The organism is Agarivorans sp. Alg241-V36, assembly GCF_900537085.1.
GTDB lineage: Bacteria > Pseudomonadota > Gammaproteobacteria > Enterobacterales > Celerinatantimonadaceae > Agarivorans.
Genome location: NZ_UNRE01000004.1, coordinates 352,083 through 367,029, shown reverse-complemented (window position 1 = coordinate 367,029; position 14,947 = coordinate 352,083). Strand labels below are relative to the sequence as shown.

15 protein-coding genes are annotated in these 14,947 nt (G+C 44.7%); 7 read left to right on the top strand and 8 right to left on the bottom strand.

What is annotated here, in order from left to right; translation table 11 throughout:
- Positions 1-8: 8 nt before the first annotated feature.
- Both G6R11_RS11530 and G6R11_RS11525 read left to right on the top strand, forming a co-directional pair.
- Positions 9-923 carry a TIGR01212 family radical SAM protein gene (locus tag G6R11_RS11530; RefSeq protein WP_163133218.1) on the top strand — a complete coding sequence of 305 codons (915 nt, stop codon included), beginning with the start codon at positions 9-11 and terminating at the stop codon, positions 921-923.
- 101 nt (positions 924-1,024) lie between these two features.
- Entirely contained in the window at positions 1,025-2,842 is a 1,818-nt protein-coding gene (locus G6R11_RS11525; RefSeq protein WP_163133217.1) for a diguanylate cyclase domain-containing protein, read from the top strand.
- On the opposite strand, the gene folE2 is transcribed toward G6R11_RS11525, so the two are convergent.
- Positions 2,839-3,765, bottom strand: coding sequence for a GTP cyclohydrolase FolE2 (gene folE2 / locus G6R11_RS11520; RefSeq protein ID WP_163133216.1), 927 nt, complete (start codon positions 3,763-3,765; stop codon positions 2,839-2,841). The two genes, G6R11_RS11525 and folE2, sit on opposite strands and share 4 nt — an antisense overlap.
- Positions 3,766-3,935: 170 nt before the next feature.
- On the opposite strand from folE2, the gene arcB reads away from it, so the two are divergent.
- On the top strand, positions 3,936-6,278 hold the full coding sequence (gene arcB, locus G6R11_RS11515) for an aerobic respiration two-component sensor histidine kinase ArcB (RefSeq protein WP_163133215.1): 2,343 nt from the start codon (positions 3,936-3,938) through the stop codon (positions 6,276-6,278).
- Positions 6,279-6,282: 4 nt separating this feature from the next.
- Here the strand turns inward: arcB and G6R11_RS11510 are convergent, their stop codons facing one another.
- Both G6R11_RS11510 and G6R11_RS11505 read right to left on the bottom strand, forming a co-directional pair.
- A complete protein-coding gene (locus G6R11_RS11510) occupies positions 6,283-7,191 on the bottom strand; it encodes a lysine exporter LysO family protein (RefSeq protein WP_205472771.1) in 909 nt (302 codons plus the stop codon).
- Between the two features lie 149 nt (positions 7,192-7,340).
- Complete coding sequence (locus G6R11_RS11505; protein WP_240352450.1) at positions 7,341-8,081, bottom strand: sterol desaturase family protein; 741 nt, start codon at positions 8,079-8,081, stop codon at positions 7,341-7,343.
- A gap of 157 nt (positions 8,082-8,238) precedes the next feature.
- On the opposite strand from G6R11_RS11505, the gene G6R11_RS11500 reads away from it, so the two are divergent.
- Together G6R11_RS11500 and G6R11_RS11495 are read left to right on the top strand one after the other, a co-directional pair.
- The gene (locus tag G6R11_RS11500; RefSeq protein ID WP_163133213.1) at positions 8,239-8,661 is read left to right on the top strand and encodes a GAF domain-containing protein; all 423 of its coding nucleotides are present in this window, start codon (positions 8,239-8,241) and stop codon (positions 8,659-8,661) included.
- Between the two features lie 152 nt (positions 8,662-8,813).
- Positions 8,814-10,007 (top strand): HD-GYP domain-containing protein, encoded by a 1,194-nt coding sequence (locus G6R11_RS11495; RefSeq protein ID WP_163133212.1) that lies wholly within the window; start codon positions 8,814-8,816, stop codon positions 10,005-10,007.
- A 54-nt stretch (positions 10,008-10,061) separates the two neighbouring features.
- On the opposite strand, the gene G6R11_RS11490 is transcribed toward G6R11_RS11495, so the two are convergent.
- From G6R11_RS11490 to G6R11_RS11480, 3 genes are read right to left on the bottom strand one after another with little or no spacing between them, the layout of a single operon-like run.
- The gene (locus G6R11_RS11490; RefSeq protein ID WP_163133211.1) at positions 10,062-10,508 is read right to left on the bottom strand and encodes a copper chaperone PCu(A)C; all 447 of its coding nucleotides are present in this window, start codon (positions 10,506-10,508) and stop codon (positions 10,062-10,064) included.
- A 14-nt stretch (positions 10,509-10,522) separates the two neighbouring features.
- Positions 10,523-11,128: an SCO family protein gene (locus G6R11_RS11485; protein WP_163133210.1), complete on the bottom strand. Its 606-nt coding sequence runs from the start codon at positions 11,126-11,128 to the stop codon at positions 10,523-10,525.
- Positions 11,125-11,580, bottom strand: a complete 456-nt coding sequence (locus tag G6R11_RS11480) for a hypothetical protein (protein WP_163133209.1) — start codon at positions 11,578-11,580, stop codon at positions 11,125-11,127. The genes G6R11_RS11485 and G6R11_RS11480 overlap by 4 nt, the downstream gene beginning before the upstream one ends.
- 152 nt (positions 11,581-11,732) lie before the next feature.
- On the opposite strand from G6R11_RS11480, the gene G6R11_RS11475 reads away from it, so the two are divergent.
- Positions 11,733-12,683, top strand: a complete 951-nt coding sequence (locus G6R11_RS11475) for a DUF6279 family lipoprotein (protein WP_163133208.1) — start codon at positions 11,733-11,735, stop codon at positions 12,681-12,683.
- Here G6R11_RS11475 and G6R11_RS11470 read toward each other — a convergent pair.
- Positions 12,616-13,278, bottom strand: a complete 663-nt coding sequence (locus G6R11_RS11470; RefSeq protein WP_329776214.1) for an acetate uptake transporter — start codon at positions 13,276-13,278, stop codon at positions 12,616-12,618. The two genes, G6R11_RS11475 and G6R11_RS11470, sit on opposite strands and share 68 nt — an antisense overlap.
- Positions 13,279-13,575: 297 nt before the next feature.
- Here G6R11_RS11470 and G6R11_RS11465 point away from each other — a divergent pair, with 297 nt between their 5' ends.
- Positions 13,576-13,917 carry a 5-carboxymethyl-2-hydroxymuconate Delta-isomerase gene (locus G6R11_RS11465; RefSeq protein WP_163133206.1) on the top strand — a complete coding sequence of 114 codons (342 nt, stop codon included), beginning with the start codon at positions 13,576-13,578 and terminating at the stop codon, positions 13,915-13,917.
- A gap of 4 nt (positions 13,918-13,921) precedes the next feature.
- Here the strand turns inward: G6R11_RS11465 and G6R11_RS11460 are convergent, their stop codons facing one another.
- Positions 13,922-14,908, bottom strand: a complete 987-nt coding sequence (locus G6R11_RS11460) for an alpha/beta hydrolase-fold protein (RefSeq protein ID WP_163133205.1) — start codon at positions 14,906-14,908, stop codon at positions 13,922-13,924.
- Between the last annotated feature and the right edge of the window lie 39 nt (positions 14,909-14,947).

Sequence of the window (14,947 nt, the reverse complement as noted above, 5' to 3'; positions counted from 1 at the left end):
TGGTTGTTGTGCAGTTAGATTTATACGTAAATACTTTAGGTCGTCATCTTAAGCAACAGTTTGGCGGCAAGGTTCGTAAGCTTAGTGTAGATGGTGATTTTACCTGCCCTAATCGTGACGGTAGTATTGGTAAAGGTGGCTGCACTTTTTGCAACGTAGATGCCTTTGTTAAGCCGCAGCAGCAAATGATGCCAATAGGTGAGCAGCTCGATGCCCGCAAAGCTGAGTTAAAGCACAAAAACATTCGTTATTTGGCCTATTTTCAAGCTTATACCAGCACCTATGCGGAAGTTGAATATCTGCGCGGAATGTACCAACAAGCCCTAGCTGACGACTCGGTAGTAGGCTTGTGTATTGGCACTCGCCCAGACTGTGTACCCGATGCGGTGTTAGAAATGCTGGCCGAATACCAAACTCAAGGTAAGGAAGTTTGGTTAGAACTTGGCGTACAAACGGCCCATGATGAGACTTTAAAGAAGATTAATCGCGGCCACGACTTTGCCGCCTTTCAACAGGCGGTCGCACGTGCTCACCAACATGGTTTAAAAGTATGTGCCCATCTTATTTTGGGTTTGCCTGGCGAACAGCCTGAGCACTATATGCAGTCGCTTAATGCGGTTCTGGCCGAAGATATTGCCGGCATTAAGCTGCACCCCTTACACGTGGTTGAGGGAAGCACCATGGCTAAAGCGTGGCAAGCTGGCCGTTTGCAGACCATGACTCAGCAGCATTATGTTGAGCAAGCGGTAAAGCTGATTCGCCATACCCCTGCTCATGTGGTTTATCATCGGGTGAGTGCACATGCTCGGCCACCGGTTTTACTGGCGCCAAATTGGTGCCAAAACAAATGGTTAGCCCTAACCGATATCGCTAAAAAACTGGCCGCCGAGGGGCCACAAGGCAGCGCATTAGCCACTAAATAAGTGGACTAAATGTGAGCTAATTGCTTGTTTAGTAAATGATTATTTTCTTATGTCATATAATCAGGTAAAGTAGCATCGGTTGCAGAAAAAATGGACAATCGATGCACGAAAGTTTTTATCCTACAGTCTGGATGCAGGCTACCATTGCACTACTCAGCATACTGCTAGTAGTGGTCATTATTATGTGGGCCGTGGCTCGCAGCAAAGTGCGCGCGCAGCGTGCCGCAATGGTGAAGTCTCCCGCTGCCCAGCTGATGATCGATATAGAAGCCAAACAGGTTATTTTTGCTAACCCTCGTGTATGTGAATTACTGCAATTGGCTAACAATGGTAAACATTGGCAGTTCTCAGATTCTGCTCACTTCGAGCAATTGTTAGAGCTACTTAAATCACATCAGTCTTCGGCTAAAATTGAAGGTGTTCACTGGTTGGTAAGTTTCCCTCAGCAAACCCGGGTTTTGCTGCTTTACGCCAGTCTCACTGCGCATAATGGCCGTGAAGTATGGTTTATAAATGCCTATGAAAATGCTCAAGGGTATTCTTATTTAAATCGAATAGAGCAAGAGCAAAAATTGTTTGCTAACGTGCTTAATTCCATTCCAGAATTTATTTATTTTAAAGATGCTAATGAGCGCTTACTGGGCTGTAACCAGGCATGGGCGGGTTTTCATGGCTTAAAGCCAGGTGAACTTACTGGTAAGAAGCTTAGCGACTTTTTGACCCGTAACGAGTTAGAACGCAGCCAAACTTACGATGACCAGGTGTTGGCGGGCGAGCCTTGCCAGCATACCGAATGGTTTAGTGCCCCAGATAGCCGACAAATTCTGCTGCAAAATAATGTTTATCCACTCAAAAACCAGCAAGACGAAGTAACCGGTGTGCTTAATGTGTCTTACGACGTGACTAAATGGCACGAGCTTAACCGTAAACTTGAGCACGAAAACCAAAATCGAATCAGCTCTGAAAAAGAACTGGGGCGGCAAAATAACCTTATCCGAACGGTGTTTAATTCAACCCCCGATCCGCTGGGCTTTATTGACGATAAGGGTAACTTTGTTGGTGGCAACGAACCCTTCGCAAAAATGTTTGGCTATACCAGCGATGAGCTGTTAGGTAAGCACCTTACTGAAGTCTTGAGCGAAGAACAGCTCGAGCAACATCAACTGCAAAATCGACAGATTCTTGAAGATGGCAAGCCGCTTCGTTATGAAGAACTGGTGTATTTAGATGATGGCCATCAAATTTGGTATGAGGTGATTAAAGGTCCGTATTTTGATGATGTAAGCGGCGAGCGCGGCATTATCTTTATCACTCGTGATGTTACCGAGCGTAAAGCGACTGAACAACAATTGGCTGACGCGATTATGCAGCTACAAGAGCTGAGCTTTATCGACAGTCTAACCCAAGTGGCCAACCGTCGTAGCTTTGATGAGAAACTACTGCAGCTGTGGTTAACTCATCGTCGTGAAGGGGTGGAGCTAAGTTTGCTACTGCTCGATATCGACTGCTTCAAGCAATATAACGACAATTACGGCCATCAACAAGGCGACGAAGCTCTGCGCCAAGTGGCTAAGTTAATCAGCCGCTCGGTGAAGCGTGGTTCTGATTTAGTGGCTCGTTATGGCGGCGAAGAATTTGCTATATTGTTGCCTAATACCGGCAGCGAAGGTGCTAAGCAGATAGCTGAAACCGTGTTAAACAATATGAACCAAGCCACCATTCCACACGAGTTTTCTGATGTTAGTGACTTTGTGTCGGTGAGTATTGGTGTGGCCAGTGTTATTCCGCAACAAGGGGTGGATTACGGCGAGCTGGTACGGGTGGCTGATTTACAGCTTTATCGTGCTAAACATCAAGGTAAAGCACGTTATTGCAGTGCTGGCGATAGCGCTATTGAAGACGTAAAAGCAGCGCCCTAATAGGCGCTGTAACCTTGCTTAATGCCTTTGGTGACTACACTCACTGCGTCATGTGCGTGTAGGCTTTCTAAGTGATTCACTCTTAGCCAAAAATCCGCTAAATCGTCACGACCATTCAAGCTATGTTGTAGGCGGCGAGCAGCGTCTTCACAAAACATTAAGTTTTGACCATTGAGGCGGGCAAACTCTTGCTCATCTTCGCGTTTAACCGCTGCTTGCACCGGCGTTTTTAAGCTGCCTTCTACTTCATCAATTAAGCTAATAATCGGAATGTCTTGCTGCTCTTGGCTAACTTTCACTTTTAGCTGAGCAATACTGCGTTGGCTGTGTGGCGTAGCTACGATGCCGTCATTGCTGCCAAGCCATTGATTCACCGCTTCACTGGAAACTTGCTCATCGGCAAATTGTTGTTTAAAAGCTTGCTGAATAAGTTGTCGTGATAGTGCGGCTGAGCAAGGGCAGGTAGACGAGTACGGAACTTCCACTTCTAGCTCAATGGTGGTTTGTTGTTGATGGCGTGTAGCGGTGATTGAAACCGGGTAAGCCTTCCAACCTGTTTTGCCCGATAACAAGGATTTACGGCGTAAATGATAGTCAAAACTAAAGCGAACCTGCGCTTGGTCACTTAAATCTTGATGACTTTCAATAAACTGATCCAAAATGCGGTGTAATCCCGCATAATCCAACACACCTTCGCTAGATAATTGATCCAATATCAAATACAAGCGAGACATGTGAATGCCTTTGGCCTGTGGGTCATCTAAGCTAACAAAGGCTTCAATTTTAGCACTTACGCGGCTAGCTACTTGGGCTTCAAATGCCAGCATAATTGGCATTTCAATTTGGCTCATACCTACCCAATCGAGTTTTCCTTCGGTTTGGGCGCGGCTTGAGTTTGCTACGTCAGGCATTGCTGTAGACATGCACTTAGTACTCCCCTAGGGTATGCGTGAGCTAGGCTCATTGCATTTAGATGACATCAAAAAGATGGGCTGTTATACCATAAAAGCTAGGTTAATATTAACCATCTTTATTTTATGGATTAGCTAACATTTGCTTAGCTTGCTTCGCGCTATAAAAGGAATCGGGCTTAATGACGCCACTGAAGAATCTTGCCACTTATTACGTTCATTTATTATCTCGATTGGGCGTTGTTAAATTCACTATTAGCTTAGCCAGCGCCATTATATTGGTGGCCTTAGCGATACAGATGAGCGTGACTTTAGCGCTTACCGGAAAGGTATCTTCTGTGGATTTGGTTCGCTCAGTATTCTTTGGTTTAATTATTACCCCATGGGCGGTATTTTTTATGTCGGTGGTGGTAGAGCAAATAGAAGACTCACGCCAGCGTTTAAGCAAGATGATCCGCAAATTGGAGAAGATGCGTTCTCGCGATCTTCAGCTCACCACTAAACTTCAAGCTAACATTAGCCAGCTTAACAACGAAATTGACGAGCGTGAAAAAGCCGAGGCGGCGCGTAGTCAGGCGATGACCAATCTAGAGCAAGAAATAAAACAGCGCCAGCAAGCTCAACAAGAGCTAGAAGAGCACTCTGCTTTGCTACGTAGTTTTATTGATAGCTCGCCCGACTTAGTTTATTACCGCAATGAGCAAGGGCAATTTTCGGGGTGTAACTTGGCCTTAGAGCAATTGGTGGGGCGCTCCGAAAAACAACTTATTGGTTTAACGCCTTATGATGTTTACCCAGAAGACATCGCCGATAAAATCGTTGAAACCGATCATCAAGTATTCGATAACGATGAGCAGCTAACCTACGAGCAATGGCTAGAGTATCCGGATGGGCGTAAAGCCTTTTTTGAACTGCGAAAAGTGCCGTTTTACGGACGTAATGGCAACCGCTTAGGTTTGTTAGGTTTTGGCCGTGATATTACCGAGAGAATGCGCCAGCAAGCTAGCATAGAGAAAGCGAACCGCGATAAGACCCAGTTTATCTCTACCCTTAGCCACGAACTGCGCACACCGCTCAATGGGGTGGTGGGTTTAAGCCAAATGCTGCTAGATACCCCGCTTAACGATAACCAGCGTAAGCATGTTAATACCATCTTATTAAGCGCCACTACCTTAGGTAATATCTTTAATGACATCATTGACCTAGATAAGTTAGACAGACGCCGATTTGCGGTGTCGCTTGAGCCAATGGACTTTAAAGCGCTGGTGACCGACATTGAAACCCTCACCGAGATGCAGCTACAAAGCAAAGGTTTAGATTTTCGTTTTGAGCAAATAGGCCCTATTCCCAATAGCATCATGGGCGACCCAACTCGCTTACGCCAAGTGCTATGGAATTTGACCCACAATGCGGTCAAGTTTACCGAGCAGGGCGAAGTGGCCTTAACGGTAAAAGCCGAGCCTTTGTCTGAGCAAGAAGTTCAACTGGAGTTAATCATTGAGGATACTGGCCCAGGCATTCCGCAAGATCAGTTAGAAGAAATCTTCGCCATGTACTATCAAGTTGAAGGCAGTAAATCAGCAACCGGTACTGGCATTGGTTTGTCGGTGTCTCGGCAGTTGGTTAGGGCAATGGGCGGTGATATTCAGGTAAGCAGCGCAGAGGGCGAAGGCTCATGTTTTAGCGTTAAGCTAAAGGTGACCTTAGATGCCATTCCTGATGAAGCAGAACAAATTGACCATCCTCCGCTAGACATACTATTAGTTGAAGACGTAGAACTAAATGTCACCATTGCTAAAGCCTTACTCGAAAAACTGGGCCACTACGTTGAGGTGGCCATGAGCGGTGAACAGGCTATTGAGGTGTTTGACCCTGATAACTTTGATTTGGTGTTGTTAGATATCCAACTGCCAGATATGAGTGGTTTTGATATTGCCAAGCGCTGGCACGAGCAGTTTGCCCAGCAACACTTGCCACCTTTGGTGGCGCTTACCGCCAATGTGGTAAACAGCAAAAACGAGTTCGCCCAAGCCGGCATGGTTGATGTTATCCATAAACCGATTAATCGCAATGCGGTAGTGCATTGCTTTAACAGTGTATTTGCGATTGGTCAAGAGCCAGAAGCTGAGCCCGTGGTAAGCCCCAAGCAAGCACTAAGTCGCAGCTCCATGCCCATCTTGGATTTAGATTTGGTGGAGCAATTCTGTGAAACTATTGGGGTAAAAGTACTTAACGACAGCATTAATTTGTTCAAGCAAGTGATGCCTGATTATATGAAAGTACTCGAAAGTAACTTGTTTGCAAAAGACCAAGACGGCATTGCTTCTGAGGCCCACAAGATTAAGGGCGCAGCGGGCTCGATTGGTTTGGCTAGGATCCAACGCTTGGCCAATAAAATCCAATCACCTGAGCTACCTGCTTGGTGGGATAACGTGGAAGATTGGATTCACCAACTCAGCCACGATTACCCAGAAGACTTGAAACTACTAGATAAGGCTATCGCCGACTTTAACAAGCCTGATTAATGCCTTAAGCAAAGTTAACCAGCAATAAAATCATAAGCGGGCAGAGTAGGCTAAGAATAAAGCCACTAGCGATGGCAACTGGCACTAATTGGTTGCCGCCCGCCCGTTGCAACATCGGCAAGGAGAAGTCCATTGCGGTAGCCCCTGCATAACCAATAGTGGCAGCGGGTGAGCGTTGCATTAAAAAAGGAATTAATAGCAGGGTAATTAGCTCGCGGCTTAAATCGGCAAAAAAGGCAGTACTGCCAATTAGCGGGGTGGCTGCTTTACTCAGCAAGGCGCCCGATAATGAATACCAGCCAAAGCCGCTGCTCATGGCTAAACCTAGGTTTAATGGTAGGTCGAACAAGTACGCAGTAATAGCACCTGCAGGTAAGGAGCTAAGCACCATCACCACCGCAATGATTAAGCCGCGTCGATTAAGTAGCATTTGGCGAACACTAATCCCAGCACTGCGTAGCTCGATACCAATGCAGAAAATCAGCAAAATAAGCGCGTATTCGGCCAATACTGACTGAGCGGGTAATTGCTGTTGGTAAACCAGACCCGAAACCAAACCAAATAGCAGCAGAGCAATAAGTAAAGCCGGTTCTTTAAACATGGCGAGTTTGTTATTGCTTTTTTTGTGTATCGGTTCAGCGGCGGGCATTGCCAAATAGCGGCCGACAAAGTACAGCGCACTCAGGTTAAAAATAAGCAATAAACCCACTAATACAGCACTTTGGCTAAATAGCTGAATAATGTTTTGGCCAAGGTTATCAATAAAGGCCAAACCATAACCCATTAAAAATAGAATCAAATAGAGCATCCAGCTACTTAGTCGGCGAATGGCAACTAAGGCCGAGGGATGTTTTACGGGAATCAGGTAACCGACAACTAATGCCCCTAAAATCATCAATAAGCTGCTATACATCTCTATTTCCTTATGCGCGCGGAGCTGAAATATAGCAAGGAAGTGAGCGACTCTCCAAGTGGAGTTTTGTAAAACCGTTTATGCAGAAATTTGAAGTAATTCAGCCAATCAATTTAAGGCTGGTTAATCTATTGCTGCTTGGCTTTAGTTTATTTCTTAGCAGAGCGAAACGGCAGGCTTAACAAGCCTTTAAGTTGGCGGTTATCTTTAGCATTGGGCCAATGGCTTAAGCCAAATTTTAGCTTATCGTGGCCATCTTTTGGCTGAGCGACATATGTGCGAAAAAATCGGTCCCACACTGCCAAATTAAAACCGTAGTTAGCGTTATGTTCTTGATAGTGTTGAGAGTGATGTACTCGGTGCATATCAGGAGTCACCACAAGCTTTCTTAATAAAGCGTCCAGCTTTAAAGGAAGTTTAAGGTTGCTGTGATTAAACATGGCCATTGCGTTGAGTACTACCTCAAACAGAAATACTGCCAATACCGGTACGCCTACCAGTATGATTAAACCAAGCTTAATCAGCATAGATAGCACTATTTCAATGGGATGAAAACGCAGCCCTAGACTTACATCGTAATCGGGATCTACATGGTGCATCCGGTGAACTCGCCACAGCCAAGGGAGGGCGTGAAATAGCCTATGCTGCCAGTAAATGGCTAAATCTAGCAGCACCACACAAACAGGAACTAGCAGCCACGCACTTACTTGTAGTTGATTAAACAAGCCCCATTGTTGGTGCTTAACCCAACTTGCTAGCGCCAAAGTGGTAATCGGAAAGAGCAGCTTTACACACAGGCTATTAAGTAAAATTAAGCCTAGGTTTGCTGGCCAGCGCTGACTGCGGGGAATGCTGCGCGGGTGCCTTGGCCAAGCTAGTTCTAGCAGCATAAAAAGGGCCAGTAGCCCAACAAAAATTCCTAAACGCCAAAGCTCGAGTGTTTGCATGGACCAAAGTATACTAAGCATCTTTAAAACAACAAACGAATCTAAGCTAAGATTAGTTTATTGTTAATAAGCTTTTTTTCGATATTGTTTGGAGTTAGCCATGGACGTGCAACAGTGGTTGAAGGATGCAGCTCAAGCTTTTGGCATGCAACTGGGCATTGTTAGTAATATTCAAGATAACCGTTACGTGGTGCTGGCAGCATACTCTAGCCTTGATTTAGTGCGCGCCGGGGATGAGTTCCCAGTAGACATGACCTACTGCGCAGATGTTGTCAGCCAAGAAAAGGTATTGGCTTATCACCAAGTGGGCGCAATGACCGATATGTGCTTGCACCCCTGTTATCAGGCGATGCATTTAGAAAGCTACATAGGGATTCCCCTAGTCAAGCGCGGTGAAATTATTGGAACACTCAATTTCTCCTCTTTAGAACCAAAGAAACAAGGGTTCTCAGATAAAGATATGGATAAAATACAAGTTTTAGCGAAAGAATACTTAAAGCTGGTAGATTTAGCAGTTGATTAAACTTGTTAATAAATTTACATTTCGTTTCCCTTTTTTGATAGCGATAACAATCTACACTTCTAAGGAAAGCAATTTTTTGTGATTGCTTTAGTATTCATTAAGCAGTGTTTTCTACATTAAGCAGTATTTTGGATGAGTGATTGCCAAGCCGTATGACAAGCCCTAAAGCCGATATAAGAACCATCAACATTGATGCCCTAAAAGAAGGTATGTTTGTTGTATCCATTACCAGCCAAACTGGCAAAACCAGCGTTGCTCAATCTGGACGTATTACCCAAGCTCAGCAAGTGAGTGTGTTAAAAAACAAAGGGGTTAAGGTTGTTAATGTAGATTGGTCGAGAAGTGTATTTGCTGATCAAGGCGCAGAGCAAAAGTCTCAAGAGATCACCAGTTCAAGTAGCAAGCCTAAAAAACGCAGCGAAGAAAGCGAAAAGCAAGCCGCTAAGAAGCTATTTAATGAGGCCAAAAGCTTACAGTCAAAGTACTTTAAGCAGCTACAACAAGGCGAGCCCATTGATATTGAGCCAATGGAGAAAGCTGCCGAAGGCTTAATTGATTCGCTAGAAAACCAAAGTAACGCCATGCTGTGTTTGGCAAAAATTCGTGCCAAAGACAAATATCTCATGGAGCACTCTCTAAATGTAGGTATGTTGCTGGCCTATTTTGGGCGCTCTCTGGGCATGGGAAGATCTAAGCAAAAACACTTACTCATGGGCGGAATGCTGCACGATATCGGCAAAATCAATACACCCGACGAAATCTTGCATAAACCCGGTCGTCTCACCGACGATGAGTTTGTGATCATGCGAGAGCATGTGGTGCATAGCCATAATATTCTAAAGGCTCAAGAAGGCATTAGTAATATCATGCTAGAGATTGCCAGCAATCACCATGAGCGTTTAGACGGCTTAGGTTATCCCAACCAATTAAAGGGCGATGAGCTGTCTGCCTATACGCGTATGGCCAACATTGTAGATTGTTACGACGCGCTTACCGCCGACCGAGTCTATAAAAGTGGCATGCCACCTACGGCTGCCTTCCGAATTTTGCTTTCAGGTGTCGGCACCCAGTTTGATAAAGCCTTGGTTGAAAAATTCATCCGCTGTATGGGCGTTTACCCGGTTGGTACTTTAGTGAAGCTAAAGTCTGGGAAGCTGGGTGTGGTGGTTGAGCGTAACGAGCTTAAACCCTTACAGCCAGTAATTAAGCAAGTGTTTAATACTCGCACTAATACTCATACCGAAGTGAAAATCATCGATTTAAGTAAGTACACCCATGAGGAAATCGAAGGTGCGGTCTCGGCGCGTGACTACGGTATTTCTCTCGATAGACATTTAGCTGAGTAAAAGTATCGAATTGCTGGGACTAAGCGCGAGCTTAATCCCAAGAAGAAGTGTTTATTAGTGGTGATGCTTCATTTTGTGCATTACTTTTTTAATCGGCGCAGTAAGTTGTTGCTGGCTACCATCAGAAAATTCCAAGTTTAATTCTACTTCTTCACCTTCCGCGAACTTAGTTTGTAGGTCAAATAGCATTAGGTGCAAACCGCCAGGCTTTAACTCTACAACTTCTCCCGAAGCGACCTCTATCTCGTTAACCTTACGCATCTGCATAACATCGCCGTCCATCAACATGGTATGCAATTCCACACGCCCAGCTGCAGGTGTGCTGGCTGATACCAAGCTTACCTTTTGTTCACTAGTGTTGCTCATTTTCAGAAAGATAGCGCTGGTGGGCGCATTAGGTGGGGTGGCTCGCGCATAGGCGTCGCTTACTGTTATGGCTGCTTCATTGGCGAGCAAATTAAAGCTAAATAAAAGACTGAGAGCGAGCAAGATTGAGCGCATTGTTAATCCTTATTTTATTGGGGAAGTAATTGTTGGATTTTGTCTACTAAAGGCTGTGGGTCTAGGGTGTGAGGCACCTTCGCCAGTAACTCGCCTTTAGCATTTAAGAAGTAGAAAAATGAGTTGTGGTCAACGCTGTATTCCAGTTGAGAATCGGGGAGCTCAACATATTTATAATACACGCCCAAACTTTGGGTTAAGCCTAACAGCTGACCTTCTTGAGGGCTTAAACCGACAATATCAGGATGAAAATAGCCGGCATAGGTGCTGACTGTTTCTGGGTCATCACGCTTTGGGTCAACACTTACAAATAAGCTTTGCAGCTGCTGGCGTTGTGGCTCAGTTATTCCTTGTAAAGCGGCGCTAAGCACGGCTAAGGAGGTTGGGCAAACATCTGGGCAGTGGGTAAAGCCAAAGTAAGCAATGTAAAGCTGCTTGTTCTGGTTTAACTCGGTAAAGCGCCCATCACTGCTAGTTATTTTGAACAAGTTGGCCGGTACAGTAGTAATCACTTTATTGCTTGCGGCAATTTGGCTTTGCTCTGGAGACAACCATTGGAAGCTCATCACTCCGGCTAATCCACTAACAATAATCAAAGCAATCCATGCTAGGTATTTCATTGGCTATCTACCTCAAAACTAAGAGCAAGGGCTTGGCTGGGATCTAAAGAAACAATTTCTGCTCGCCAGCGCATTTTTCCAGTGTTACAAATCGGCAGTAAAATATCTGTTTGATAGTGCCCATTTTCGCTGGGTTCGAGCTGCAGTTTGATTTCACCCATGTACATCTCTATCCCTTGTAAACGCAGCTCCAAGGGAGGAGGGTTATCCAGGTTGGTGCTTAACTCAAGCGCTTGGCTTAACATGGCAGGAAGCTGGTTGCTGGGTAAACTTAGTTGCCAAGTTTGTTCAGCAATTTGCCATTCACAGCTGCCTTTTTCTAGCTGTTCACAGTGAGTAAAGTCTAGGGTTTCAAGTTGCTGTTGCTGCCAGTAACTTAAGCCAATACCAAGACCAAAAGCGCCAGCAATAACTGCTAATACCATTAATAATTTCTGAGTTAAACCAATCAATTAACCATCCGTTGCGTGCTTGGTTTCACGCCACTACTGCAAGTAGGGCTAATCTACTCCGCTTGAATTAATCTCACAAGCCTTAATAATTAAATAGCTGTAGAGTGAGAACTATTTCCGGTTCTTTGGGTCTGTTTAGTAAAGGAGGTGTTATGCAAACGAAGCCTTATCGTTGGATACTGATATTGATACTCAGCGGCTTGCTGAGCGCCTGTGGTATGCGCTTTGTGTATAACAACCTTAATTGGCTGGCTTATTGGTACATCGATGATTACATCGAAATGAACAGTGAACAAAAAGCGGTCTTTAAACCCATGCTTAAAAGCTGGCTAACTTGGCATAGGCACGAACAGTTGCCGGTGTATTTGGCCCAGCTACAGCTGTTTCATGCGCAAATTAATGGTGGTATTAGCCAACAGCAGTTGTTAGAGCAAGTTGCTGCTTGGCAAGAGCATTATCGAGTATTGGCGGGTCATGTATATTTAGATGTCGCGCAGCTGGCGCAAACCGCTTCCTCGCAACAGCTATCTGATTTTATGGCTAAGCTAGCCGAACAGCGCGAAGATAGCGACCGCCAACAAAGTCATTATGATTATCGTATTGAACATATTTCTAACAGCGTTGAGCGCTGGCTTGGCGATGTATCACCGCAACAACAACAGGTGATAGAACAGCTGGCGAATCAGCTTATTGATACTCGCGCCGATTGGCACAATGTACAAAGTCGCTGGCAGCAATATCTTGCTTATTCCCTTAGTGGGCAGAGTAAGTCAGAAAACTTTGAGCAAGAATTTTATGTATTAATGGTTAATTCAGAATCTTTGTGGCCGCCGGGTTTGGCTGAACGCTTCTATCGTAATCGGCAATTGTGGGCACAAGGCATGAGCGAGGTATTAGCCTTGGCCAATAAACAACAAAAGCGTCATATCTTAGCTAAGATAGACGCTTATATTGAAGATCTTCAATCACTTATTGAAGATAACCCACAGCCAGAAAATCCGGCCGTGGTAGCACAGTTGTTAAAGCAGGTATCGCTTACGCAGCCACTTTTAGTGGCGCACTGTTGTCTTCAAATTTCACTGGGCGACCAACAGGTAAAATAGTGCGGCCATATTCAGCGTTAAGTACTTGAGCCATTGCAAAGTAAATAGCCGATAGACCACAGAAAATACCTTCGTAGCCAGCAATTGTTCCAATCAACTCACTGCCGGTAAAATCACGAAGTGCTAGCAGAGCGAACAATATGGTTAAGCTGCCAAATACCACTTGCTTAGCGGTTGGGTAGCGTAAAGAACCAACAAACATAAATGCGGTGAACAAGCCCCAAAGTGCTAAGTACCAACCCATAAATGCGTGTGGGCTTGGTTCTGCTAAGCCCATTTTAGGCAATACCAGCAAACCAACTAGGGTTAACCAGAACAATCCGTAAGAGGTAAAGGCAGTGGTACCAAAAGTATCACCACGTTTGAAACACATAATCCCTACAATAACTTGAGATAAACCACCGTAGAAAATGCCCATAGCCAAAATCATTGCATCAATTGGAAAAAAGCCAGCATTGTGGATGTTTAATAACACGGTAGTCATACCGAAACCCATCAATCCAAGTGGGGCTGGGTTAGCGGTAGTAGTATTGCTCATAGTTGATGATTCCAAGTCAAAGGTTAAAAAAAGCACAGTGCTCAAACGGGCGTGCATTATCTGAGCGAGCATACTTGAAAGGCGTGATCTAGATCAACAAATCCTTAGTTTTTATAAATTGTATTACAAAATAATATTTTCTATCGTAAAAGTTAAATTTTTAACAAGTTTTTACTAGGCTTTATTGATGTTTTTGCGGTTGAATATTGTTTGAGGAAAAATCGTTTTAGGCGCGGCATGGGGCGAGTTGCCTGGTTATTCTAGGCTAGCTACACATTAAAGCTTCTGTCTTGTATCAATAACCCATAAACTGCTGCAAAAATCAGCGCGAATGATTAACGGATCCTAATTAATATGCCTCATTGTATTGTTGAATACTCTCAAGACTTGAGTGAACAAATTGCTATTAGTGAAGTATTGGCTAAGGCTTTTGATTTACTGAAGAATAGCGGCGAATTTGAGCCTGCGGCAATCAAGCTGCGAGCGTTTGCCTATCAAGATGTATTAAGTGGTTTAGACGATCACAGCTTTGTGCATTTGCGTTTACATATTCTTTCGGGAAGAAGCGCTGAGCAAAAGCTAGCTTTAACTACTGGGCTAGTAGAAGGCTTAGCTGCAGATTTGCCTATGGTAAAAAGCCTTAGCGCTGAAGTGCTAGATATTCAGCGCGAAAGCTACGTAAAACGCATTACTTAGCGGTTTAACTTAAGGCCAATTTATCTAGTAGGGTAAGGCGAGTTAAGGCTAACTGAGTTTGGCTTGCTTGCCCGATAAAGCGTAAGCAGCCTATTTCACAAAATAGTAGATCTTTGGCCACCGGATAAAGACTGAAGCTAAGCTCATTGTCTTGTAAGTCTTTACAGAGCAGCTTAAGCCCCTGCTTTTCGCAATAGCTAATGCTGACATAGTCATGTTGATTACCATAGTCACCGGCAAGGTGACTTAAATCTTGCAGACTTTGTCGCTCACTTTTAGGGCTTGGGTTGGTTTGTTCAAATAGCCAAATCCAAAAGCTACTAGTGGCATAAAAATCATCCCAAATATTATGCTCATGCTGTGGATACCAAGTGCTTTGTAGCGGAGCTTGACGCTCCATTTGACCAAGCTTGCCTGCCAGTTCTACCGAAAATTCTGCAGGTATCACCGAGTCTTTTAAGCCGTGAGCTAACCAAATGGGTAGCTGGTTAAGCCGTTGGTATAGCTCTTCGCAAACAGGGCGAGCCGGTAAGTTTAATGACCACGGGGCTAAGCGATTTGGGTCACCCGCCGCCAATATAGTTAAAGCTGCAAAACGCTGTGGCTGGGCTAAGGCTAAATTGGTCACGCCAAATCCGCCCATGCTTAACCCTGTTAAATATATGCGCTGTTTATCGATAGGAAATTGCTGCTCTAGTTGGTCGAGCAAGCTAATCAGCTCCGCAATAGCCCAGCCATCGCGGCCTTCTGGTACATGCGGGGTAATGCAAATTGCGTCTAGATGATGCTGTTTTAAATAGCTATTAGGGCCAAAATTGAGCAGCGTTTCTATCTCACCGCCAATTTCCCCACGGCCGTGCAAAAACAGCATTAAAGGGTAATCTTTAGCGCTTTCTAGCGTGTTTGGTTGACTCAGTAAATATTGGTAAGAAGGTTTATCTTGATGGGTATGCTGCTGAACAGAGATAGAATGAGAATGCGCTGTGTTCACGTTAAGCTCCTTTAACTAAACCCTAACGTGAACCATCAT

Excerpts from the sequence above, each read along its gene's own strand:
- G6R11_RS11525 (WP_163133217.1), top strand. The coding sequence starts at position 1,025 with ATGCACGAAAGTTTTTATCCTACAGTCTGGATGCAGGCTACCATTGCA.
- folE2 (WP_163133216.1), bottom strand. The coding sequence starts at position 3,765 with ATGTCTACAGCAATGCCTGACGTAGCAAACTCAAGCCGCGCCCAAACC.
- arcB (WP_163133215.1), top strand. The coding sequence starts at position 3,936 with ATGACGCCACTGAAGAATCTTGCCACTTATTACGTTCATTTATTATCT.
- G6R11_RS11510 (WP_205472771.1), bottom strand. The coding sequence starts at position 7,191 with ATGTATAGCAGCTTATTGATGATTTTAGGGGCATTAGTTGTCGGTTAC.
- G6R11_RS11505 (WP_240352450.1), bottom strand. The coding sequence starts at position 8,081 with ATGCTGCTAGAACTAGCTTGGCCAAGGCACCCGCGCAGCATTCCCCGC.
- G6R11_RS11500 (WP_163133213.1), top strand. The coding sequence starts at position 8,239 with ATGGACGTGCAACAGTGGTTGAAGGATGCAGCTCAAGCTTTTGGCATG.
- G6R11_RS11495 (WP_163133212.1), top strand. The coding sequence starts at position 8,814 with ATGACAAGCCCTAAAGCCGATATAAGAACCATCAACATTGATGCCCTA.
- G6R11_RS11490 (WP_163133211.1), bottom strand. The coding sequence starts at position 10,508 with ATGCGCTCAATCTTGCTCGCTCTCAGTCTTTTATTTAGCTTTAATTTG.
- G6R11_RS11485 (WP_163133210.1), bottom strand. The coding sequence starts at position 11,128 with ATGAAATACCTAGCATGGATTGCTTTGATTATTGTTAGTGGATTAGCC.
- G6R11_RS11475 (WP_163133208.1), top strand. The coding sequence starts at position 11,733 with ATGCAAACGAAGCCTTATCGTTGGATACTGATATTGATACTCAGCGGC.
- G6R11_RS11470 (WP_329776214.1), bottom strand. The coding sequence starts at position 13,278 with ATGCACGCCCGTTTGAGCACTGTGCTTTTTTTAACCTTTGACTTGGAA.
- G6R11_RS11465 (WP_163133206.1), top strand. The coding sequence starts at position 13,576 with ATGCCTCATTGTATTGTTGAATACTCTCAAGACTTGAGTGAACAAATT.